This window comes from Pseudomonas sp. Larv2_ips, assembly GCF_963879675.1.
In the GTDB taxonomy this organism is placed as follows: domain Bacteria; phylum Pseudomonadota; class Gammaproteobacteria; order Pseudomonadales; family Pseudomonadaceae; genus Aquipseudomonas.
This window is the reverse complement of record NZ_CAWOAW010000027.1, coordinates 44,513-65,817: the sequence shown is the minus strand read 5'-3', so window position 1 is coordinate 65,817 and position 21,305 is coordinate 44,513. Positions and strand designations below refer to the sequence as shown.

Sequence of the window (21,305 nt, the reverse complement as noted above, 5' to 3'; positions counted from 1 at the left end):
CCCACATTTGATCTGCACACGACCTACTTGCGGGGTTTGATCCGGGCGGTGGGTTCGGCCACCAAGGGGTCGTCCGGCCAGTAATGCTTGGGGTATCTTCCTTTCAAATCCTTCTTCACTTCGGCGTAGGTACTGCGCCAGAAGTTCGCCAAGTCCTGCGTCACCTGCACCGGCCGGCGCGCCGGAGACAACAGGTGCAGCTTGACTGCCTGGCGCCCACCGGCAATGCGCGGCGTGTCCGCCAGCCCGAACAATTCCTGCAAGCGCACCGCCAGAATCGGCGGCTGCTCGCTGTAGTCCAAACGCACCGAGGAGCCCGAGGGCACCTTCACGTGCTGCGGCGCCAGCTCGTCCAGGCGCTGAGGCAGCGGCCAGGGCAACAGGTTGTGCAGGAAACTGGAAATATCCAGGTTGGCGAAGTGGCTCAGGCGCGAGACTTTGCCGAGGTAGGGCATCAACCAATGCTCCAGGCTGGCGAGCAAAGCCTTGTCGCTGATATCCGGCCATTCACTGGCTTTGCCGGCGTCCAGCTGACGCAGCAGCATGACGCGGGCCTGCCATTGGCGCAGTTCAGGCGTCCACGGTAACAATTCCAGGCCTTTGCGGCGCACGAGGTTGACCAACGCCTGGCTGCGCGCGGACTCGTCGAGGCCGGTCAGCGGTTCGCGGCTGAGCACCAGTTCGCCGACTTTGCGCTGACGCTCCGCGCGCAGCACGCCTTCGCGCTCGTCCCAATCGAGCTGGTCGACGTTGCGCACTTGCTCGGCAAGCACTGTGTCGAACAGCGCCGGATCGAAGTCGGCCGCGAGGTAGATGCGCTCTTCGCGCTGGCCCTGACGGCTGCCGAGGTCGGCGATCACCAGCCACGCTTGTTTCATCAGGCTGTCGGCCTCGGCGAACAGCGCGGCACGGCCATTGGCCAGGCGGTATTCGGCACCGCCGGGGCGACGTTGCTGGGCGACACGGTCCGGGTAGGCCAGCGCCAGCAAGGCGCCGAGCCAGCGCGGGTGATCGGGATCGGACACCGCCTGAGTCGCCTGGCCTCTTAAATAGCTGCGGTATTGCCGGGCGAGTTGCTTGGCGCGCTGCACGCCGCCTTGGGTACCTCGCGCACGCTCTTCACCGGACATCAGCGCCAGCCGGCTGTGCAAATCGGCACCGGCGCCGCGCAAGATGTCACGCTCGCCCAACAGCGCGGCGACATCACACGCCGTGGCCGCGAGCCCCAGGTCCTGACCGCGCAGCAACAGGTGGGCGATACGCGGATGCGCGGGCAACTCGGCCATCTTCTGGCCATGGGCGGTGAGTTTGTCGTCGTTCAAGGCACCCAGACGCACGAGCAAATCCTGAGCCTGGGCATACGCGGCAGTCGGCGGCACATCCAGCCACACCAGTTGCGTGGGCGTGACGCCCCAACGCGCCAATTGCAAGGCCAGCCCGGCAAGGTCGGCGGCGAGGATTTCCGCGCTGCCATACGCCGCCAGGCCTTCATGCTGGTCTTCGGACCACAGCCGATAACACACGCCCGGCTCCAGACGCCCTGCCCGGCCGGCACGCTGAGTGGCGCTGGCGCGGGAGATGCGCTGGGTGTCGAGGCGGGTCATGCCGCTGCCAGGGTCGAAACGCGGGACCCGCGCCAGCCCGGCGTCGATCACCACGCGCACGCCGTTGATGGTCAGGCTGGTCTCGGCGATGTTGGTGGCCAGTACCACTTTACGTTTGCCGACGGGCGCCGGGTCAATGGCGGCGCGTTGGGCGTTGAGGTCAAGCTCGCCATGCAGCGGGCACAGCAGCACATCCGGGCGATCGCCCAAAGCGTCGGCCAGTTGTTGATTAACCCGGCGAATCTCGGCCTGCCCCGGCAGAAACACGAGAATGCTGCCGGTCTCGTCATGCACGGCCTCAAGGACGGTCTGCACCACGCGCGGCTCGATAAATTCACCGGCCTGGTACGGGCGGCCCCAGCGCATCTGCACCGGGAACATGCGCCCTTCGCTGCGCAGGATCGGCGCGTCATCCAGCAGGCCGGACAGGCGTTCGCCTTCGAGGGTGGCGGACATCAGCAGGATTTTCAGCGGTTGTTCGTCGCGAAACAGATCGCGGCCATTCAGGCTCAGCGCCAGCGCGAGGTCGGCGTCGAGGCTGCGCTCGTGGAATTCGTCAAAGATCAGCAGGCCCACGCCTTCCAGCGCCGGGTCGTCCTGCAAGCGGCGGGTGAGGATGCCTTCGGTGACCACTTCGATACGCGTAGTGGGCCCGACCTTGCTGTCGAGGCGGATGCGATAGCCGACGGTTTCGCCGACCTTTTCGCCCAGCTCGCTGGCCAACCGTTCGGCGGCCGCACGCGCGGCCAGGCGTCGGGGTTCGAGCATCAGGATGGTCTGCCCGGCCAGCCATGGCTCGTTCAACAAGGCCAAGGGCACGCGGGTGGTTTTACCGGCGCCGGGCGGCGCTTCCAGCACGGCTTCATGGCGAATCGCCAAGGCGTCACGCAGGGCGGGTAAAACATCATCGATCGGCAACGAATTCATACTGGCTCCAAAGCAGAGTGGCGAGTATAACGGCGAACTGCCGGATGCCGGTGCTGGTCTCAACGAGACCGCCCAATCCCACGGGTAACGCGGTTAAGTGTGGGAGCGGGCTTGCTCGCGAAGGCGGTGTATCAGTCGACACATGTATTGACTGACACGCCGTCTTCGCGGGCAAGCCCGCTCCCACATTGGATAGTCGTCGTCCGGTAGATCTGGCTTATAGTTTCGTATCAACCGTGTTCAGGAGAGTTTTCATGCGTATCGCTTCCCGTGTCATCGGCGGTGTCCTCGCCGTCACCCTGCTGAGCCAACTGACCGCCTGCGGTTCGATTTTCTACCCGGACCGCCGTGGCCAGATCGACGGCAAGATCGACCCGGCGATTGCCGTGCTCGACGCCGTGGGCCTGCTGTTCTACGTGATCCCCGGCCTGATCGCATTCGGCGTGGACTTCGCCACCGGCGCGATTTACTTCGAGCCCGGCAAAACGGCTCAAGTCGCACCCGAGAAACTGCACGAAGCCATCGGCGCCGACGGCAAGGTCGATAACGCCAAGCTGCAAACCATCATCCAGAAGGAAACCGGCCGCACCCTGCCGCTGGATGACCCGCGCATGATCCAGTTCAAGGGCAGCGTGCAGCAACTCGCCTCCCTGGGCCTGCAGCCCGCCGCTTAAGGATTCGACCCGCTTATGACCAGCAGTCCCGAACACGCAAGGCTCTTGCGCCTGGCCACTCGCGCGTCGGTGGGCGTGGCCTGTGCGCTGATTATTACCAAGGCCATCGCCTGGTGGTTCAGTGGCTCGGTGAGCATGCTCGCCGGGTTGACCGACTCGCTGCTCGATGGCGTGACCTCTTTGCTGAACCTACTGGCAGTGCATTACGCGCTGCGCCCGGCCGACGATGATCACCGATACGGGCATGGCAAGGCGGAGTCGCTGTCGGGCATGGCCCAGGCGTTGTTTATCGCCGGCAGTGCGGTGCTGATCGCGTTCCAGGCGTACCAGCGTCTGCACCATCCGGAACCGGTCGGCGCGCCTTGGCTGAGCATCGGGGTCATCGTGTTTTCGCTGGTGATGACGGTGGCGCTGCTGATGCTGCAACACCGGGTGATCCGCGAAACCGGCTCCAACGCCGTGCGCGCGGACTCGCTGCACTACCGTTCGGACTTGATGCTCAATGGCAGCATTCTGGTGGCGTTGGTGTTGGCGGGGTTTGGCTTCAGTCAGGTTGATGCGTGGTTCGGCCTGGGTATCGCCGCGTACATTTTGTGGAGCGCCATCCAGATCGCCCGCGAAAGCTTTGCGGTGTTGATGGACGAGGAACTGCCAGCCGAAGTGAGCCAGCACATGCTGGAACTCGCGCGCGGTGTGCCGGGCGTGTTGGGTGCGCATGATTTGCGCACACGGATTTCCGGCAGCCACTGGTTCGTGCAACTGCATCTGGAGTTGCCGGGGGAATTATCGTTGTCGGTTGCCCACGGCATCAGCGACCAGGCCGCCGATGCCATTCACAACGCCTACCCGCGCGCCGAAGTGCTGGTGCACGCCGACCCGCGGGAAGTGGTCACGGGCAATAAGGCTTAGTACTGCACCTGATACCCGCGACTGGTGAGGCAGTTGCCCTGGGCCTGGCGGTAGGTTTGCACCACCGCAGGGTCCGGGGCGTAGGTGACGGTCCGTGGGTCAAAACCGCTTTGTTGCACTGCCCAGCGATAACAGTCGTAGCCGTCCTGCTGCACCTGCGCCGGTGACTGGCCGTTGGCCGGGTAGGCCACCACGTCATAGCCATTGCCTTGCGGCGCAGGTTGCGGTGCCGGCACCTCTGTCGGCGGCTGCACCACCACGTACTGCTGGGTGGCGTTTTCGTAGGTGTAGTACGAACCCGCTGCAAGGAAGAACAGCGCGCTTCCCACCCACACTTCGCGCGCATAGTCCGGCAGGTATTGCACGCGGATGCCGTACGGGGGCGTCACCACGACATAACGCGGGCCTTGCGGGCGATACCAGTAACCGCCGGAGAAGAAGTAATCCTGGCCACGGTAAGGCACGCGGTAGTTGCGGTCGGGAAACCGATCCACTGTATAGCCGGGGCGATATTGCGGGCCAGGGCCCCAACCATTGCCGTGCCCACTGGGGCGACCCGGCCAGCGGTTGTCGTTGGGGTGACCATTGTTGAAGCCGCCACCCGGGCGCCCGGGGCCATTGCCGGCCTGCCAATGCTGGTTGCCATCGTTACGGCGCGGGATGTCTTGATAGTGGCCCTGGCGCGGCTCCTGGGTTTGCCGAACCGTGTCCGGGCGCCCCTGAATCGGCAGGTTATTCGCGGGCTGCGGCGCCGGCCGAGGCTGTTCGGCACCTTGCGGGCGACCTTGCCATTGCCCACCGCCGTGCTGCTGTTGCTCGGCGCGATCAAAATGCTGGTTTTGCGGCCGAGGCTGGTTGTTCTCGACATGCGGGTTCTGCGGGCGCGGCTGGTTGATTTCCGGGCGCGGTTGATTGTTTTGCGGACGTGGTTGGTTATTTTGCGGTCGCGGCTGTTCGTTGCCTTGCCGTCCGCCTTCGGGACCTCTTTCATGCTGACCGCCCCCTTCAGAGCGCGGGTCGTCGGCCATCACGTGCGAGCCAACGGTCATCATCAGCAAACCTACACCTGCCATACGCCAGATGCGCTTCATGCTATTCCTCACTGCGGATAAGGGCCTAGAACGTCCGGCCTCATAGATGAGACTGGAAAAGCCTCGCCCGGTTCTGAGACAGGTTATCAGTCACGAGAAGTATTTTTTCGGGTAAAAACGCGCGCAAAGAAAAAGGGGTGACCCGTCGGCCACCCCTTGAGAATTTCGTCCGTGCTCAACGCTTTTGACGTTGGCTCACCTCACGCCGTCTTGTGGACAGTGTGCAGCCTGGAGGCCGGCTCAACCCTGCTGGGGCGGCGGCCGCAGCGGGCCTGATTGGGCGGGCTGCAGTGGACTGTTGTCCAGGCGGTGATTCTGTTGGTAATCATAGGCCCGCCGCGCCGACAGATGATTGCGAAGATTGCGTCAATAAACAGTGCTTGCGCAATTTTTAACCCTTCATAGATAATTCGCCGCAATAGTTACGACAAAGGCCAACCCAATGAGCAAGCTTGACCGATACGACCTGAGTATTTTGGCGGAATTGCAGCGCGACGCGAGGATCTCCAACCAGGAGTTGGCCGAGCGCATCGGCTTGTCGCCTTCGCCCTGCTCGCGCCGGGTCAAGCAGCTTGAGGACGATGGTTACATCGCGCGCCAGGTCGCCTTGCTCGATCGCAAGATGCTCGGCCTGAGCCTCACGGCCTATGTGCTGATCGGCATGGACCGCCACACACCCGAGCGTTTCGAAAATTTCGAAGCGGCCATCCGCACACTGCCGCAAGTACTGGAATGCAGTTTGGTCACTGGCATGGATGCGGACTATCAGTTGAAAGTGGTGGTGCCGGACATGGATCACTACCAGAAACTGCTACTGGGCCACCTGACCCGCATTGAAGGGGTGACCAGCGTGCGGTCGAGTTTTGTACTCAACCAGGTACTCAACAGCACAGAATTGCCGCTGACCCACCTGCGTACCTGATCGCGAAATCAATGAAGATCCAATGTGGGAGCGGGCTTGCTCGCGAATGCGGTGGATCAGTTACCTATTCGTTAACTGACAGACCGCATTCGCGAGCAAGCCCGCTCCCACATTTGGATTGCACTTCGACTCAGGTCAATGTTGCGCCTGAAGCCCTGCTTTATACTTCCCGCCTGCCCTGCCGGAAAATGCTCACATGAACAACATCGACCCCGCCGTGTTTGAAGAATGGATGATGACCGGCCTGGTCACCATTCTGATCATTTTCATGGGCTTTATCGTTTGGGACCTGGCGAAGAAATCCAAGGCCGGGCGCTTTGGCTCGTTCATTCTGTTCTTCGTACTGGGCCTGGGCGTGGCCGCGTTCATCATCAAGAGCGTGGTGATCGGCCTGATCGAGTCCGGCGCCTTATAAACGCGCCGGCGCTTCCTTCCATTGGCCCTGATCCAGGCCATCAATCGACCAGTCCCCGATACGTACGCGCACCAAGCGCAAAGTCGGCAGGCCCACCGCTGCGGTCATGCGCCGTACCTGGCGGTTACGCCCTTCACGAATCACCAGCTCCAGCCAATACGTGGGCACGCTCTTGCGAAAACGCACCGGCGGATTGCGCGGCCACAATTCAGGTTCGTCCAACTGCCGGGCTTGCGCGGGCAAGGTCATGCCGTCGTTAAGCTCCACGCCGTCACGCAGGCGCTGCAATTGCTCTTCGGTCGGTTCGCCCTCGACTTGCACCCAGTAGGTTTTCGCCAGCTTGTGCTTGGGGTCGGCAATCCGGGCCTGCAGTTGACCATCGTTGGTCAGCAGCAGCAGGCCCTCGCTGTCACGGTCCAGGCGGCCAGCCGGGTAGATACCGGGGATGTCGATAAAATCCTTGAGGGTCGCGCGCCCGCCTTCGTCGCTGAACTGGGTCAGCACGTCGAAGGGTTTATTGAACAGGATCAACTTCGGCTCGGCCGGTGGTGCCTTGGCGACACGACGGGGAGCGCAATACGCAGGTTTCACGCCAGGGCGGCGCGAATCGGGACGGGTGGGACGGGACATGGCAAAGGAACATCTAACGGTCAGGACCGACAATGCTAGTGGCCTGACCGCTAAATGACCATCCCAACCGCTTAGCGGAACGGCGGCTCGTCGAAGCTGCGCAGTTTGCGCGAGTGCAGCGAGTTGAGTTCGGTGCGCAACAGGTCCACCGCCTCGATGCCGATCTTCAAGTGCTGGCTGACCGCACGCTCATAGAACGCGTTGGCCGAACCCGGCAGCTTGATCTCGCTGTGCAGCGGCTTGTCCGAGACGCACAGCAACGTGCCATACGGCACCCGCAGACGATAGCCCTGGGCGGCGATGGTGCCGCTTTCCATGTCCACGGCCACGGCGCGGGACAGGTTGATCAGCGGCCGTTCCTGGGCCCAACGCAGCTCCCAGTTGCGGTCGTCGTAGGTCAACACGGTGCCGGTGCGCAGGCGCTTTTTCAGCTCTTCGCCTTTCTCGCCAGTGACGTTGGCCGCCGCTTGCTGCAGGGCCATCTGCACTTCGGCCAGGGCCGGGATCGGAATATTCGGCGGCACCACGCGGTCCAGAATCCCGTCGCGGCGCATGTAGGCGTGGGCCAGTACGTAATCGCCAATGGTCTGGGATTGGCGCAGGCCGCCGCAGTGGCCAATCATCAGCCAGCAATGCGGGCGCAGCACGGCCAAATGATCGGTGATGTTCTTCGCATTCGATGGGCCAACGCCAATGTTCACCAGGGTCACGCCGTGGCCATCAGTGGCCTGCAGGTGATAGGCCGGCATCTGATAACGGTGCCAGACCACGCCCGCCGCAATGGCCGAGGCTTCGCCGTGGTCCATGCTCTTGTCGATGATCACGTTGCCCGGCAGCACCATGCGGATAAACCGCGGGTCACTGCGCAATTGCTCCAGGCCATGCAGGATGAACTGGTCAACATAGCGATGGTAGTTGGTCAGCAGGATCCACGGCTGCACATGGCGCCAGTCGCTGCCGGTGTAGTGCACCAGGCGGCGCAGGGAAAAGTCCACGCGGGCGGCATCGAACAGCGCCAGCGGCAGCGGGTCGGTGTTTTCCCAGTCGTAAAGGCCATCGGCGATACCGTCGGTGGCCGCGGACAGGTCGGTGCTGGGGAACACCCGCGCCAGGGTTGCGGCAGTCACGCCGGAGCCGGCCAGTTCGTCGCCCTGCTCCACCACATACGGGTAAGGAATATTCTGTTGGCTCACGCCGACTTCTACCGTCACGGTGAAGTCGTGCATCAGCGGCACCAGTTGCTCCAGCAGGTACTTACGGAACGCGGCCGGATGGGTGACGGTGACGCTGTAGGTTCCCGGCAGCTGAACCTTGGCGTACGCCCGAGTCGTCTGTGGGACTTCGCCGTGGCAGTGGTAGGTCAGGCGCAGTTCTGGATAGCGAAACAACGCGCGTTGCGCGGCGTCGGGCTCGACGCGGTCCTTGAGGTATTGCTTGAGGGCTTGATTGAGCGCACCGGTAGCACGCTCGTGAAGAGCCGCCAGCCGATCCACGGCTTCTTCGGCGGTTTGAACGACAACAAAAGCTTCGGTCACGGTAAGCATCCTGTGTTCTGACTTGCAGGCCTTTATCTTGCCTGTATCCCAGCCTCACTGAAACAGTGGGATTGGAATGCGGTTAATAATGTGGGAGCGGGCTTGCTCGCGAATGCGGTGTATCAGTCACCTAATCAGTCACTGACAGACCGTATTCGCGCTCCCACATTTTGACCGCGTGTAGTCAGAGGGTTGGGGTTGAGCGGGTGACGATAGCTCCCACATCCACCCCACGCGGCAAGGTGCCATACACCCGACCGGACGACTCCCCCAAGCGGCTGGCAATAAAGCCATCACTGACCGCCGCGTTCCCGGCCTCCAGCAACAGTTTGGCCTGCAACGCCACGGCAATGTCCTCGGTCAATTGGCGCGCGCGGTACTGGATGTCCTGGGTGTCCATAAACGCCGACTTAAGCTGCTCGATATGCCGCGCCAGTTGCGTGTGGCCATGCCCGTCCCCGAGTTCGACAAACAGCGCCTCGAGCACGCCCGGCTCTTTCGACAGTGCCCGCAACACGTCCAGGCACTGCACATTGCCGGAACCTTCCCACGTTGAATTAACCGGCGCCTCACGGTACAAGCGCGGCAGGATGCTGTCCTCGACATACCCGGCACCGCCCATGCACTCGGCCGCCTCGTTGATCATTGCTGGCGCGCGCTTGCAGATCCAATACTTGCCCACTGCCGTCACCAGCCGGGCGAATTTGGCTTCCTGCTCGTTATCCAGATGGTCCAGCGCCCGGCCCATGCGCATGCTCAATGCCAGCGACGCCTCGCTTTCCAGGGCCAGGTCAGCCAATACGTTTTGCATCAGCGGCTGCTCACTCAACACACGGCCACCTACCAAGCGGTGCGCACAATGATGACTGGCCTGGGTCAACGCCTGACGCATCAGCGCGCTGGAGCCAACCATGCAGTCGAAGCGGGTCATGGCGACCATTTCGATAATGGTCGGCACGCCACGGCCCTCTTCGCCGATCATCCAGGCCAGCGCGCCACGAAATTCCACTTCGCTGGAGGCGTTGGAGCAGTTGCCGAGTTTGTTTTTCAGGCGCTGGATGTAGAACTCGTTGCGGGTGTCATCCGGGCGGTGCCGGGGCAGCAGGAAACAGGTCAAGCCTTTGTCGGTCTGCGCCAGCGTGAGGAACGCGTCACACATCGGCGCCGAGCAGAACCACTTGTGCCCCACCAGCTCGTAGGCTTGCCCTGGGCCGCCCGCGCCCACCGGATACGCGCGGGTGGTGTTGGCGCGCACGTCGGTGCCACCCTGCTTCTCGGTCATGGCCATGCCGATGGTGGCCCCGGCCTTGTGGGCGATGCCGACATTGCGCGGGTCGTATTCGGTGCTGAGGATTTTCGGCAGCCAGGTCTGCGCCAGATCCGGTTGCAGGCGCAGGGCCGGCACGCAGGCGAAGGTCATGGTCAGCGGGCAACCGGTGCCCGCTTCGGCCTGGCTGTGCAGGTAGGTCATGGCGGCGCGCGCCACGTGGGCGCCGGGTTGCGGGTGCGCCCACGGCAGCGACGGCAGGCCATGTTCGACGGCGGTGCGCATCAGCTCGTGGTACGCCGGATGAAACGCCACCCAGTCGATGCGATGGCCATAACGGTCATGGCTGTTGAACACCGGCTTGTTCTCGTTTGCCAGGAACCCGGCTGCCATCAACGGCCCGCCCGCCAGTGCGCCATACGCATCGATACGCGCATGGGCCCAGCCGGCGCCAAAGCGGCGCGACCAGTCTTGCAGGGGCACGTCAATGCGGTACAGGTTGGTGCCGTCCAGGGACGGTGGCTGATTGGTGACGTCGTGGGTTTCGGCGAACTGATGCAGGTTCATGACGGGCCTCCTGGAAAAAGGCCACGTGCAGTTGAGGCCTGAATTTCAGTTAAGCACCGTCACGGGGCTTAAAAAAGTGGCATACCCGCCTAATGTCCGGCGCTTTCGCCCTCTAACGGGCACAGCAGCCGACGCTCCAGCACCGCCTGCAGCGCTTCAAAACGCACAGGCTTGGCCAGCCGGTCCGTGATGCCAATGCCATGGCAGCGCTCGCGGTCCGTGCCATTGAGGGACGTCGTCAGGGCGATCACCGGCAGTTCGCCACACCCAGGCAGTGCACGGATCTGACAGCACAATGAGAACCCGCCTTCAGGCACGTCCAGCAGCACCGCATCAAACGTTTCACTCTGCAACATCGCCAGCGCAGACGAACCGTTGTCCACGGTTTTCACCCGATAGCCCAGCTTGAGCAGCATGCCACGCACCGTCAACTGGCCGACGCTGTTGTCGTCCACCAGCAGCACCGCGCACTCGTGGGGCGCGCGCTGCGTCAAGGTTTCCTGGGGCGTCGCTTTGGGTTCGGGAGGCACCGGGCTAACCGTCACTTCGAGTTGGAACCGGCTGCCCTTGCGCGGCTCCGAATGATGGGTCAGGCGCCCACCGAGCAGCTCGATCAGCTGTCGGCAGATCGCCAGGCCGATGCCCAGGCCGCCGTATTCGCGGGTGGTCGAGCCGTCGAGCTGGAAGAAGCGCTGATACAGCGTGGCCTCGTCGAGGAAAGCGAAGCCAATACCACTGTCGGTGACGATAAAGCTCAGGCGCAAGCTGCCATCGCTCTGTGGAACCCCCACCACACGCACGCGCACGGCGCCTTCGTGGGTGAACTTGAACGCGTTGTCGAGCAGGCAATCCAGGCACTGGATCAGTTTGTCGGCATCGCCGATCACGCGGTCCGGCAACTCGTCCGCCACGTCGATGGAGAATGCCAGGCCCTTGTTCTGGGCGCCGGTACTGAACTGTTGACGCAAGGTGTCGAGCGCGCCGCGCAGGCTGAACACCTGGGGTTGGGCGGTCAGGCGCCCGGCCTGCAGTTCGGTCAGAGTGAGAATGCCGTTGACCATGCGCATCATGTCCCGCGCCGAGCCGGCGGCGGTTTGCTGGTACTGCGCCAGGTCATCGTCCAGCGGCACGGTTTGCATCAGCTCAAGGGAGCCGATCACGCCGTTCATCGGGGTGCGCAGTTCATGGGTCAGGGTGGCGAGGAATTCGTCTTTCAGACGATTGCTGCGCGCGAGCTGCTGGTTGAGCACTTCGAGTTTCTGGCTGGCGTCGAACAGGATTTGCGCCTGCTGCTCACGCATGCCATTGATGCGGTCCGCCAGGGCCAACGAGAGCAGCGCCACCTCAATCGCAGAACCGAGCTGGCTGGCGTACATGGTGAGGAACATGTTGGGCAAGTAGCCCAACACCATCAGGGTGTTGACCACCCCGCCGAGCAGGAATGCCGACCAGGCGATGATGAAATACCGCGCCATGCGCTGGCCGCAATACCACGCCTTGATCGCGGCAACAAAGATGGTCACGGTAAACACCAGCGCCAGACCGGTAGCCAGGCGCAGGGCCACCGCATAGCTGGTCAGCAGCGCCAGCACCATCACCACCGCGCCGCAGGTCGCCAGCGCCAGCAAGATCCGGTCGAGCCAGCGGCTATGCTGCGCGGTGTGCAGGAAGCTGCGCACAAACAGGCTGCCGAACAGCGCCGCCGACCCGATCAGGAACGGCACCGCCGCATTCGACCACCACGGGTTGTTCGGCCAGAAGTACTCCACGGCCACGCCATTGACCGACAGCTGGTACAGGCCGAACGAGGCGATATAAAGGATGTAATAGAGGTAGCTGGTGTCGCGCACGCTGAGGTAGATAAACAGGTTGTAGACCAGCATCCCCAGCAGTACGCCGTAGATAGCGCCCAGTACATACAGGCGCAGTGGCTGTTCTTCCAGGTAGGCGGTGCCGGCCCAGAGCGTCAACGGCGCCTGGATCGAGCCTTCGCTCTGCAGGCGCAGGTACACGGTTTGCTGCTGGTCGGGCACAAAGTTGAGCTTGAACAGGTAGTTGCTCTGGCGCACTTCACGGCTGGAAAAGGGCAGTGCACTGCCGGTGCGAGTGGTCAGTCGGTAGCCGCCGGTGCCGTCGTTCTGGTACAGGTCCAGGCGGTTCAGCGGCGGGTACGCCAGCTCCAGGAACCAGGTACGCGGCGCGCGCGGGTCAGTGGCGGTGTAATGCAGGTCGACCTTGAGCCAGAACACCGAACGTGAATAGCCGGCATTGAGGGTGGCTTGGTCGTGGGTCTTGAACTGGGCGGCGTAGGCGGGGGAACTGACTTGGGCGATGGTGAGGGCGTCGGTAGGGTCTTCGAGTACTTGCATGACCCGGCCCAGCGGCAGGCTTCGAGTGCTCTGATTGAACTCGACGGCGCCGGCGAGCATTGGCAGCCCGCACAATAATAAGATCAGCAAATAGCGCATAGAGCCCCAGCGTGGCCTGTCCGGTTATGTCAAAAGCCCCCATTCCTTTTGAGAAGACGTATACCGGCGATACAGTAAGTTGTTTGGATCCACTCTAGCATAGCCGCTGGAGGCCATTAGACACCATTGAAATAATTTTTTGAAAGGCTCTAGAACGCGGCTTTCAACGGATTTATGCCGCAACGCTCGATAATGGCTATCAGCCACAATTACACTTGGGCAGCGGCAAAATTCAACCATCGCCAGACAGCCACGCAAAAAGCGTTTGGTGGTAAGCTCGCGCACCATGAATATCTACAGCTCTCGCCCCGTTGTCCTCTGTCTCTCCGGCCATGACCCAAGTGGTGGCGCCGGCCTGCAGGCAGATATCGAAGCCCTGCTCGCCCAAGGCTGTCATGCGGCTCCCGCCGTCACCGCCCTGACCGTGCAGAACACCGTCAATGTCAGCGATTTCCGCGTGCTCGACCGCGAGTGGGTCCTGGCCCAGGCGAATGCCGTGCTCGGCGATTCCGAGGTGGCGGCGGTCAAGCTTGGCATGCTCGGCTCCACCGCGATGGTCGACACCGTGGTCGAACTGCTGCAGGCGCACCCGCACCTGCCGGTGGTGTGCGACCCGGTGCTGCGGGCCGGCGGCGGTGGCAGCCTGGGCAAGGACGAAGTCGGCTACGCCATGCGCGAGCGGCTGCTGCCGTTGTCGCTGATCGCCACGCCCAACTTGCCTGAAGCGCGCATCCTCGCCGAATTGCCTGAGGGCACCGCGGACCAATGCGCCGAGAAGCTGCTGCCGTTTATCAAGCACTTGCTGATCACCGGCGGCCACGGCGACGAGCATGAAGTGCACAATCGCCTGTACAGCCGCGACGGCACGCGCCAGACCTTTACCTGCCAGCGCCTGCCCGGCAGCTATCATGGTTCGGGCTGCACGCTGGCCAGCGCACTGGCTGGTCGCATCGCCCAGGGCGAAAGCCTGGTCAGCGCCGTGCAGTCAGCGCTCAACTACACGTGGCGCACCTTGCGTGACGCCGAACAACTCGGCCAGGGCCAGTTTGTGCCGCGCCGTTTGCCGCTGGATTTCTGCTCTTAAAGCACAAGAGGCCTGCCCGATGAAACTACGTGGCCTGTATGCCATTACCGACAGCCAACTGTTGGCCGGCAAATTTCTCGCCTACGTCGAAGCGGCATTGGACGGCGGTGTAACCCTGCTGCAGTACCGCGACAAAAGCAGCGATGAAGCCCGCCGCCTGCGAGAAGCGGAGAAACTGCGCGAGCTGTGCTCGCGCTACAAGACCCAGCTTATTATCAATGACGACGCCGAACTGGCCGCGCGCCTGGGCGTGGGCGTACACCTGGGCCAAACCGACGGCCCACTGACTCCGGCCCGAGCGTTGCTCGGTTCCAAAGCGATCATCGGCGCCACCTGCCACAGCCAGATCGAATTGGCCGAACAGGCCGCCAAAGAAGGCGCCAGCTACGTCGCCTTCGGCCGCTTCTTCAATTCCAACACCAAGCCCGGCGCACCCGCCGCCACCGTTGAAATGCTGGCCCAGGCCCGCGCGCGCCTGCAGCTGCCGATCTGCGTGATCGGCGGCGTCACCCTGGAAAACGCCGAACCGCTGGTGGCCCACGGTGCCGACCTGCTCGCCGTGGTGCACGGCCTGTTCGGTGCCGACAGCACCCAGGAAGTCACGCGCCGCGCGCGCGCATTCAACGATCTTCTTAAAATTTCAGTTTAGAGAGCCCGACCATGTCCCGTTCCGAAACCCTGTTTGCCAATGCTCAGAAACACATTCCCGGCGGTGTGAACTCCCCCGTGCGTGCGTTCAAGAGCGTGGGCGGCACGCCGTTGTTCTTCAAGCATGCCGAAGGCGCCTACGTCACCGACGAAGATGACAAGCGCTACGTTGACTACGTGGGTTCCTGGGGCCCGATGATCCTCGGCCACAGCCACCCGGACGTGCTCGATGCGGTGCGCCAGCAGTTGCAACACGGCCTGTCCTACGGCGCCCCGACCGCCATGGAAACCGAAATGGCGGACTTGGTGTGCTCGATCGTGCCGTCGATGGAAATGGTGCGCATGGTCAGCTCCGGCACCGAGGCCACCATGAGCGCGATTCGCCTGGCCCGTGGTTTTACCGGCCGCGACAGCATCATCAAGTTCGAAGGCTGCTACCACGGCCACTCCGACAGCCTGCTGGTAAAAGCCGGTTCCGGCGCGCTGACCCAGGGCGTACCAAGCTCGGCCGGTGTACCGGCGGCCTTCGCCAAGCACACCCTGACCCTGCCGTTCAACGACATCGCTGCGGTCGAGCAGATGCTCAGTGAAGTGGGCCAAGAGGTGGCGTGCATCATCGTCGAGCCGGTCGCCGGCAACATGAACTGCGTACCGCCGGCGCCTGGTTTCCTTGAAGGCCTGCGCGAGCAGTGCGACAAGCACGGCGTAGTGCTGATTTTCGACGAAGTCATGACCGGTTTCCGTGTCGCCCTCGGCGGCGCCCAGGCCTACTACGGCGTCACGCCGGACCTGAGCACCTTCGGCAAGATCATTGGCGGCGGCATGCCGGTGGGTTGCTTCGGCGGCAAGCGCGACATCATGCAGCACATCGCGCCACTGGGCCCGGTGTACCAGGCGGGCACCTTGTCCGGTAACCCATTGGCGATGGCGGCCGGCCTGGCCACCTTGCGCCTGATCAGCCGCCCGGGTTTTCACGCCGAGCTGACCGACTACACCACGCGCCTGCTCGATGGCCTGCAACAGCGCGCCGATGCTGCCGGTATCCCGTTCGTCACCACGCAAGCCGGCGGCATGTTCGGCCTGTACTTCAGCGGTGCCGACGATATCGTCACCTTCGATGACGTGATGGGCAGCGATGCCGACCTGTTCAAGCGCTTCTTCCACCTGATGCTGGAAGGCGGCGTTTACCTGGCACCGAGCGCCTTTGAAGCGGGCTTCACCTCGATCGCCCATGGCGATGCAGAGTTGAAATTGACCCTGGATGCTGCCGAGCGTGCCTTCGCGGCCCTGAAATAAGGGGCATATCAAGCTGACGTTGCCTTGGGTGACGTCAGAATTTGCTACTTTGCTTACAGCGCTTTCCTGCATTTTTCGAGAAATCACCTGCAATCCGGCAGATAACTTGCCCACGCAGCAGAAAAACGAGTAAAGACTTTGTAAGCAGAGGCCTGCTTATTTCATAATGCGCGCTTATTGGACCCCCTAGGGTCCGCGCGCCCCGTCAGAGGTAAGTCGATTCCCATGAAACGCACCGGCCGCACCCTGGTTCTGGGCTGCCTGTTGCTCCTTCAGCCGCTGCTGGCACATGCACAAGCACAAGCAGGCGGCAACTCGTTGTTAATCCCAGCGATGGGTCGTTGCACCCTCAATACCCAGCCAGACAGCCAGGCCGAAGCCCTGAGCGCGTGCCAGAAACAGGCCGACGGCGGGGACGCGCAGGCGCAATACGAGTTGGGCGAGTACTACCACGACGACAAAAACCCCGCGCGCGACCTCAACAAAGCCTTGAGCTACTTCGAGAAAGCGTCGTTGCAGGGCCACGCCCAGGCGCAATTTCAGTTGGGCAACATGTTCTTCAAAGGCGAAGGCGTGCCGGCCAACAACGTCCAGGCGTATATCGTGCTGAAAATGGCCGCGGTCAACGGCGCTGAAGACGCGCTGGACACCGCCGACGAAGTCGCCGAGCACATGCAGCGTGATGAGTTGGAAGTGGCAACCCAGGTGCTGGGCCAGATCTTCCGCAATTACTTGCAGGAATTGCAGAGTGCGGATGGGCGTTCGCCGTTCTCGCCATTGCCTTAAATTTTCAGTGCCTTTTTAGGCCCATTCGCGAGCAAGCCCGCTCCCACACTTGACCGAGTTCCAGCGTTGGAACGCGGTCGAATGTGGGGGCGGGCTTGCCTGCGATGGGCACACCTCGGTCTAACGCCCTACTTCTCAGGCATCGGCATCGGAAACGGCATGACATTGCTGGTACCCCGCGCCTCGCTGATCTTCGGCGTGCCCAGGCGCTCGACTTCGTCGATGCGCACAATCGAATGCATCGGCACAAAGCTGCGCACCACGCCTTCAAACTGCGCCTTCAGTTTTTCCTCGCCCGGATCGACGACCAACTGGGTGCGCTCGCCAAAGACGAACTCTTCCACTTCCAGGAAGCCCCACAGATCACTTTGATAGATCTGCTTGGCGTACATTTCGAACACCTGGCCCTGGTTAAGGAAAATCACCTTATAGATTGGAGCTTCACGTTTGGTCATGGTGGGCGAATAACACATCGGGGATAAAAAAGAGGGCGCGAACTATAGCATGGCACCCGATGCACAACGCTAGGAACCAATGGGCATGCCCCCTATAATGCGCGGTTCTTTACCACCAGTTGATGATTCCCATGGCCAAGAAGCTTTACATCGAAACCCACGGTTGCCAGATGAACGAGTACGACAGCTCGCGCATGGTCGATCTGCTGGGCGAACATCAGGCCCTGGAAGTCACCGCCCGCGCCGAAGATGCCGACGTTATCCTGCTCAATACCTGCTCGATTCGTGAGCGCGCCCAGGACCGTGTGTACTCCCAGCTGGGCCGCTGGCGCGAGTTAAAACTGGCCAACCCGGACATGGTGATTGCCGTTGGCGGCTGCGTGGCCAGCCAGGAAGGCGCCGCGATCCGCGACCGCGCGCCCTACGTCGACGTGGTCTTCGGCCCGCAAACCTTGCACCGCCTGCCGGAAATGATCGACGCGGCACGTATCACCAAGCTGCCGCAGGTGGATGTGTCGTTCCCGGAAATCGAAAAATTCGACCACTTGCCCGAGCCGCGCATCGACGGCCCGAGCGCCTATGTGTCGGTGATGGAAGGCTGCAGCAAGTACTGCACCTTCTGCGTGGTGCCCTACACCCGTGGTGAAGAAGTCAGCCGGCCGTTTGATGACGTGCTGGCGGAAATTATCCACCTGGCCGAAAACGGTGTGCGCGAAGTGACCCTGCTGGGCCAAAACGTCAACGGCTATCGCGGCCAGACCCACGATGGTCGCCTGGCCGACCTCGCGGAGTTGATCCGCGTGGTGGCCGCCGTCGATGGCATCGAGCGCATTCGCTACACCACCTCGCACCCGCTGGAGTTCTCCGACAGCCTGATCCAGGCCCACGCCGAAGTGCCGGAGCTGGTCAAACACCTGCACTTGCCGGTGCAATCGGGCTCGGACCGCATTCTGTCGGCAATGAAGCGCAACCACACCGCCCTGGAATACAAATCCAAACTGCGCAAACTGCGCGCGGCGGTGCCGGGTATCTGCATCAGCTCGGACTTCATCGTCGGCTTTCCTGGGGAGACCGAGAAAGATTTCGAGCAGACCATGAAGCTGATCGAAGACGTCGGTTTCGACTTCTCCTACTCGTTCGTCTACAGCCAGCGCCCGGGCACCCCGGCTGCCGACTTGGCGGATGAAACCCCCGAAGCGCTGAAAAAAGAGCGCCTCAATGCTCTGCAACATCGCCTGAACCAGCAAGGTTTCGAAATCAGCCGACAAATGGTCGGCTCGATCCAGCGCATTCTGGTCACCGACTATTCGAAAAAAGACCCGGGCGAGCTGCAAGGCCGTACCGAAAACAACCGCATCGTCAACTTCCGCTGCGACAACCCGACCCTGATCGGCCAGTTTGCCGATGTGCACATTGACGCGGCGCAACCGCACTCGTTGCGCGGGTCGTTGGTTCAGTAACCCACCCATATTGCTGACTGGTAGAGATCAAAATGTGGGAGCCGGCTTGCTCGCGAATGCGGTAGATCAGTTGATACATGGATTAGCTGACCCACCGCATTCGCGAGCAAGCCCGCTCCCACATGGGAACCGTGCTGCACTTGGGCTAGATAAGTGCTTTCGCACGTCGACGGCTGGCGTTATCCTCTCTTTCACCTCAACAGCCAAAGGGCGGCTAAAAGCGACCTTGAACGCACCCATAGAACCTCATCGTTTTCTCCTCGAGCCTTTTGAGGCTCGCCGTTTCGCCAACCTGTGCGGACAGTTCGACGAGCACCTGCGCCTGATCGAACAACGCCTGAGCATCGAGATCCGCAACCGCGGCAATCAGTTCGAGCTTATTGGTGAACCTCAGCACACCACGTCTGCAGAAAACCTGCTCCGCCGCCTCTACCGCGAAACCAAGGGTAGCGAGCTGTCGCCGGAGACCGTGCACCTGTACCTGCAGGAATCTGCCGTGCAAGACCTGGCGAACAACCCGGTTGCCGAAGCCAGCGTCGCCCTGCGTACCAAAAAAGGCATGATTCGCCCACGCGGCTTGAATCAGCAGCGCTACGTCAAAGAAATCCTCGGTAACGACATCAATTTCGGCATCGGCCCCGCCGGTACCGGCAAGACCTATCTGGCCGTGGCCTGTGCGGTGGACGCCCTGGAGCGCGAGCAAGTACGCCGCATTCTGTTGGTGCGCCCGGCGGTCGAGGCCGGCGAAAAGCTTGGCTTCCTGCCCGGCGACCTGGCCCAGAAGATCGACCCGTACCTGCGCCCGCTCTATGACGCGCTGTACGAGATGCTCGGCTTTGAATACGTGGCCAAACTGATCGAGCGCCAGGTGATCGAGATCGCCCCGCTGGCCTACATGCGTGGGCGTACGCTGAACAACAGCTTCATCATCCTCGACGAAAGCCAGAACACCACCGTCGAACAGATGAAGATGTTCCTGACCCGTATCGGTTTCGGCTCAACCGCCGTGATCACCGGTGACGTGACCCAGGTCGACCTGCCCAAGGGCACCAAGTCGGGCCTGGCCCAAGTCATCGAAGTGCTCAAGGACGTGCCGGGCATCAGCTTTACGCATTTCATGCCCAAAGACGTAGTGCGCCACCCGCTGGTGCAGCGCATCGTCGAAGCCTACGAGCGCTTCGACCACAAGGACGACGCACCCGCCAAGGACGTTCGCCGCGATGCTTGAGCTTGACCTGCAGCTGGCCACCGAAGCGCCCGCCCCCAGCGAAGAACAGTTCCGTCGATGGTGCACGCTGGCCCTGCGCCAGCGCACCGCCGACTCGGAGCTGACCATCCGCCTGGTGGACGAGCCCGAAGGCCGCGAACTGAATCACACTTGGCGTCAAAAGGATTACGCGACCAACGTGCTGTCCTTCCCGGCCGACGTGCCGGATGAGTTACTGGACATCCCGCTGCTGGGCGACCTGGTGATCTGTGTCGAGGTGGTGGAACGCGAAGCCAAGGAGCAAGGCAAGGAACTTGAGGCCCATTGGGCCCATCTAGTGATCCACGGCTGCTTGCATCTCTTGGGTTACGACCATATAGACGATGACGAAGCGCTAGAGATGGAAACACTGGAACAAACGTTGCTTGCTGAATTGGGTCACCGCGACCCTTATGCAGACGACGAAATCGAAACTACACCTCACTGAAACAATAAAGGATTTAGAGTAATCGCTATGAGCGAAGACCGATCGAGCAACGGGCAGAAGTCATGGCTGGGTAAATTGACCCAGGCTTTTGCCCACGAGCCGAAAAACCGCCAGGAGCTGCTTGAGCTGCTGCGCGAGGCCCATCAGAACAAGTTGCTGGACAGCGAAGCGCTGGCCATCGTCGAAGGCGCCATCCAGGTGGCTGACCTGCAAGTCCGGGACATCATGGTCCCGCGTTCGCAGATGATCAGCATCAAGGCGACCCAGACCCCTCGGGAATTCCTCCCGGCCGTGATCGACTCGGCGCACTCGCGCTACCCGGTGATCGGTGAAAGCCATGACGACGTCATGGGTGTCCTGCTGGCCAAGGACCTGCTGCCGTTGATCCTCAAGGAGAACGGCGACAACTTCAACATCAAGGACCTGCTGCGTCCGGCCACCTTCGTGCCTGAATCCAAGCGCCTGAATGTGCTGTTGCGTGAATTTCGCGCCAACCACAATCACATGGCCATCGTGATCGACGAATACGGTGGCGTGGCTGGTCTGGTGACCATCGAAGACGTGCTGGAACAGATCGTCGGCGACATCGAAGACGAGCACGACGTCGAAGAAGACAGCTACATCAAGCCGCTGCCCAGCGGTGATTTCTTGGTCAAGGCGCTCACGCCGATCGAGAACTTCAACGAGTTCTTCGACAGCGAATTCTCCGACGACGAGTTCGACACCGTCGGCGGCCTGGTAATGAGCGCGTTCGGGCATCTGCCCAAACGTAACGAGACCACCGAGATCGGCGCCTATCGCTTCCGCATCCTGAATGCCGACAGCCGCCGCATCCATCTGATTCGCCTGACACCTATTGCCCGCTAAGGATTG

At 62.1% G+C, this 21,305-nt stretch carries 19 protein-coding genes; 12 read left to right on the top strand and 7 right to left on the bottom strand.

Annotation, left to right across the window (positions count from 1 at the left end):
- Positions 1–23: 23 nt before the first annotated feature.
- Complete coding sequence (gene hrpB / locus AACV02_RS17265) at positions 24–2,531, bottom strand: ATP-dependent helicase HrpB (protein ID WP_119740922.1); 2,508 nt, start codon at positions 2,529–2,531, stop codon at positions 24–26.
- Between the two features lie 254 nt (positions 2,532–2,785).
- Between hrpB and AACV02_RS17260 the strand changes: the two genes are divergently transcribed.
- Both AACV02_RS17260 and AACV02_RS17255 read left to right on the top strand, forming a co-directional pair.
- Positions 2,786–3,205 carry a polyribonucleotide nucleotidyltransferase gene (locus AACV02_RS17260; RefSeq protein WP_106579351.1) on the top strand — a complete coding sequence of 140 codons (420 nt, stop codon included), beginning with the start codon at positions 2,786–2,788 and terminating at the stop codon, positions 3,203–3,205.
- A gap of 15 nt (positions 3,206–3,220) precedes the next feature.
- Positions 3,221–4,114, top strand: coding sequence for a cation diffusion facilitator family transporter (locus AACV02_RS17255; protein WP_119740920.1), 894 nt, complete (start codon positions 3,221–3,223; stop codon positions 4,112–4,114).
- On the opposite strand, the gene AACV02_RS17250 is transcribed toward AACV02_RS17255, so the two are convergent.
- Positions 4,111–5,205, bottom strand: coding sequence for a DUF6515 family protein (locus AACV02_RS17250; protein WP_106579353.1), 1,095 nt, complete (start codon positions 5,203–5,205; stop codon positions 4,111–4,113). The genes AACV02_RS17255 and AACV02_RS17250 overlap by 4 nt on opposite strands.
- A gap of 442 nt (positions 5,206–5,647) precedes the next feature.
- Here AACV02_RS17250 and AACV02_RS17245 point away from each other — a divergent pair, with 442 nt between their 5' ends.
- The gene (locus AACV02_RS17245) at positions 5,648–6,127 is read left to right on the top strand and encodes an Lrp/AsnC family transcriptional regulator (RefSeq protein ID WP_003194418.1); all 480 of its coding nucleotides are present in this window, start codon (positions 5,648–5,650) and stop codon (positions 6,125–6,127) included.
- A gap of 205 nt (positions 6,128–6,332) precedes the next feature.
- A complete protein-coding gene (locus tag AACV02_RS17240) occupies positions 6,333–6,542 on the top strand; it encodes a DUF2788 domain-containing protein (RefSeq protein ID WP_007975837.1) in 210 nt (69 codons plus the stop codon).
- Here AACV02_RS17240 and AACV02_RS17235 read toward each other — a convergent pair.
- From AACV02_RS17235 to AACV02_RS17220, 4 genes are all read right to left on the bottom strand, one after another.
- Positions 6,537–7,172: a pseudouridine synthase gene (locus AACV02_RS17235; protein ID WP_119740918.1), complete on the bottom strand. Its 636-nt coding sequence runs from the start codon at positions 7,170–7,172 to the stop codon at positions 6,537–6,539. The genes AACV02_RS17240 and AACV02_RS17235 overlap by 6 nt on opposite strands.
- 71 nt (positions 7,173–7,243) lie before the next feature.
- Positions 7,244–8,716: an AMP nucleosidase gene (amn, locus tag AACV02_RS17230; RefSeq protein ID WP_164487962.1), complete on the bottom strand. Its 1,473-nt coding sequence runs from the start codon at positions 8,714–8,716 to the stop codon at positions 7,244–7,246.
- Between the two features lie 175 nt (positions 8,717–8,891).
- Positions 8,892–10,541: an acyl-CoA dehydrogenase family protein gene (locus tag AACV02_RS17225; RefSeq protein ID WP_119740916.1), complete on the bottom strand. Its 1,650-nt coding sequence runs from the start codon at positions 10,539–10,541 to the stop codon at positions 8,892–8,894.
- An 89-nt stretch (positions 10,542–10,630) separates the two neighbouring features.
- Positions 10,631–13,009, bottom strand: a complete 2,379-nt coding sequence (locus tag AACV02_RS17220; protein WP_119740914.1) for a hybrid sensor histidine kinase/response regulator — start codon at positions 13,007–13,009, stop codon at positions 10,631–10,633.
- A gap of 286 nt (positions 13,010–13,295) precedes the next feature.
- Between AACV02_RS17220 and AACV02_RS17215 the strand changes: the two genes are divergently transcribed.
- The 4 genes from AACV02_RS17215 to AACV02_RS17200 all read left to right on the top strand — a co-directional run bounded on the left by AACV02_RS17215 (position 13,296) and on the right by AACV02_RS17200 (position 16,823).
- A complete protein-coding gene (locus AACV02_RS17215; protein WP_119740912.1) occupies positions 13,296–14,093 on the top strand; it encodes a hydroxymethylpyrimidine/phosphomethylpyrimidine kinase in 798 nt (265 codons plus the stop codon).
- Positions 14,094–14,112: 19 nt separating this feature from the next.
- On the top strand, positions 14,113–14,742 hold the full coding sequence (thiE, locus tag AACV02_RS17210; protein WP_119740910.1) for a thiamine phosphate synthase: 630 nt from the start codon (positions 14,113–14,115) through the stop codon (positions 14,740–14,742).
- Positions 14,743–14,753: 11 nt separating this feature from the next.
- Entirely contained in the window at positions 14,754–16,037 is a 1,284-nt protein-coding gene (gene hemL, locus AACV02_RS17205) for a glutamate-1-semialdehyde 2,1-aminomutase (protein WP_119740908.1), read from the top strand.
- A gap of 225 nt (positions 16,038–16,262) precedes the next feature.
- Entirely contained in the window at positions 16,263–16,823 is a 561-nt protein-coding gene (locus AACV02_RS17200) for a tetratricopeptide repeat protein (protein WP_119740906.1), read from the top strand.
- 128 nt (positions 16,824–16,951) lie between these two features.
- Here AACV02_RS17200 and AACV02_RS17195 read toward each other — a convergent pair whose 3' ends face one another.
- A complete protein-coding gene (locus AACV02_RS17195; RefSeq protein ID WP_003194436.1) occupies positions 16,952–17,278 on the bottom strand; it encodes a DUF1820 family protein in 327 nt (108 codons plus the stop codon).
- A gap of 131 nt (positions 17,279–17,409) precedes the next feature.
- On the opposite strand from AACV02_RS17195, the gene miaB reads away from it, so the two are divergent.
- From miaB to AACV02_RS17175, 4 genes are all read left to right on the top strand, one after another.
- On the top strand, positions 17,410–18,738 hold the full coding sequence (gene miaB, locus AACV02_RS17190) for a tRNA (N6-isopentenyl adenosine(37)-C2)-methylthiotransferase MiaB (protein WP_106579361.1): 1,329 nt from the start codon (positions 17,410–17,412) through the stop codon (positions 18,736–18,738).
- Between the two features lie 226 nt (positions 18,739–18,964).
- The gene (locus tag AACV02_RS17185; protein ID WP_106579362.1) at positions 18,965–19,966 is read left to right on the top strand and encodes a PhoH family protein; all 1,002 of its coding nucleotides are present in this window, start codon (positions 18,965–18,967) and stop codon (positions 19,964–19,966) included.
- Positions 19,959–20,432, top strand: coding sequence for an rRNA maturation RNase YbeY (ybeY, locus tag AACV02_RS17180; RefSeq protein WP_119740904.1), 474 nt, complete (start codon positions 19,959–19,961; stop codon positions 20,430–20,432). Before AACV02_RS17185 ends, ybeY begins: the two co-directional genes overlap by 8 nt.
- A 27-nt stretch (positions 20,433–20,459) precedes the next feature.
- A complete protein-coding gene (locus AACV02_RS17175; RefSeq protein WP_015373027.1) occupies positions 20,460–21,299 on the top strand; it encodes an HlyC/CorC family transporter in 840 nt (279 codons plus the stop codon).
- Positions 21,300–21,305: the final 6 nt, after the last annotated feature.

Coding starts and splice junctions, on each gene's coding strand:
- AACV02_RS17215 (WP_119740912.1), top strand. CDS start 13,296: ATGAATATCTACAGCTCTCGCCCCGTTGTCCTCTGTCTCTCCGGCCAT.
- hemL (WP_119740908.1), top strand. CDS start 14,754: ATGTCCCGTTCCGAAACCCTGTTTGCCAATGCTCAGAAACACATTCCC.
- AACV02_RS17235 (WP_119740918.1), bottom strand. CDS start 7,172: ATGTCCCGTCCCACCCGTCCCGATTCGCGCCGCCCTGGCGTGAAACCT.
- AACV02_RS17225 (WP_119740916.1), bottom strand. CDS start 10,541: ATGAACCTGCATCAGTTCGCCGAAACCCACGACGTCACCAATCAGCCA.
- miaB (WP_106579361.1), top strand. CDS start 17,410: ATGGCCAAGAAGCTTTACATCGAAACCCACGGTTGCCAGATGAACGAG.
- AACV02_RS17175 (WP_015373027.1), top strand. CDS start 20,460: ATGAGCGAAGACCGATCGAGCAACGGGCAGAAGTCATGGCTGGGTAAA.
- AACV02_RS17220 (WP_119740914.1), bottom strand. CDS start 13,009: ATGCGCTATTTGCTGATCTTATTATTGTGCGGGCTGCCAATGCTCGCC.
- AACV02_RS17250 (WP_106579353.1), bottom strand. CDS start 5,205: ATGAAGCGCATCTGGCGTATGGCAGGTGTAGGTTTGCTGATGATGACC.
- AACV02_RS17195 (WP_003194436.1), bottom strand. CDS start 17,278: ATGACCAAACGTGAAGCTCCAATCTATAAGGTGATTTTCCTTAACCAG.
- thiE (WP_119740910.1), top strand. CDS start 14,113: ATGAAACTACGTGGCCTGTATGCCATTACCGACAGCCAACTGTTGGCC.
- AACV02_RS17245 (WP_003194418.1), top strand. CDS start 5,648: ATGAGCAAGCTTGACCGATACGACCTGAGTATTTTGGCGGAATTGCAG.
- AACV02_RS17255 (WP_119740920.1), top strand. CDS start 3,221: ATGACCAGCAGTCCCGAACACGCAAGGCTCTTGCGCCTGGCCACTCGC.
- ybeY (WP_119740904.1), top strand. CDS start 19,959: ATGCTTGAGCTTGACCTGCAGCTGGCCACCGAAGCGCCCGCCCCCAGC.
- hrpB (WP_119740922.1), bottom strand. CDS start 2,531: ATGAATTCGTTGCCGATCGATGATGTTTTACCCGCCCTGCGTGACGCC.
- AACV02_RS17260 (WP_106579351.1), top strand. CDS start 2,786: ATGCGTATCGCTTCCCGTGTCATCGGCGGTGTCCTCGCCGTCACCCTG.
- amn (WP_164487962.1), bottom strand. CDS start 8,716: ATGCTTACCGTGACCGAAGCTTTTGTTGTCGTTCAAACCGCCGAAGAA.
- AACV02_RS17200 (WP_119740906.1), top strand. CDS start 16,263: ATGAAACGCACCGGCCGCACCCTGGTTCTGGGCTGCCTGTTGCTCCTT.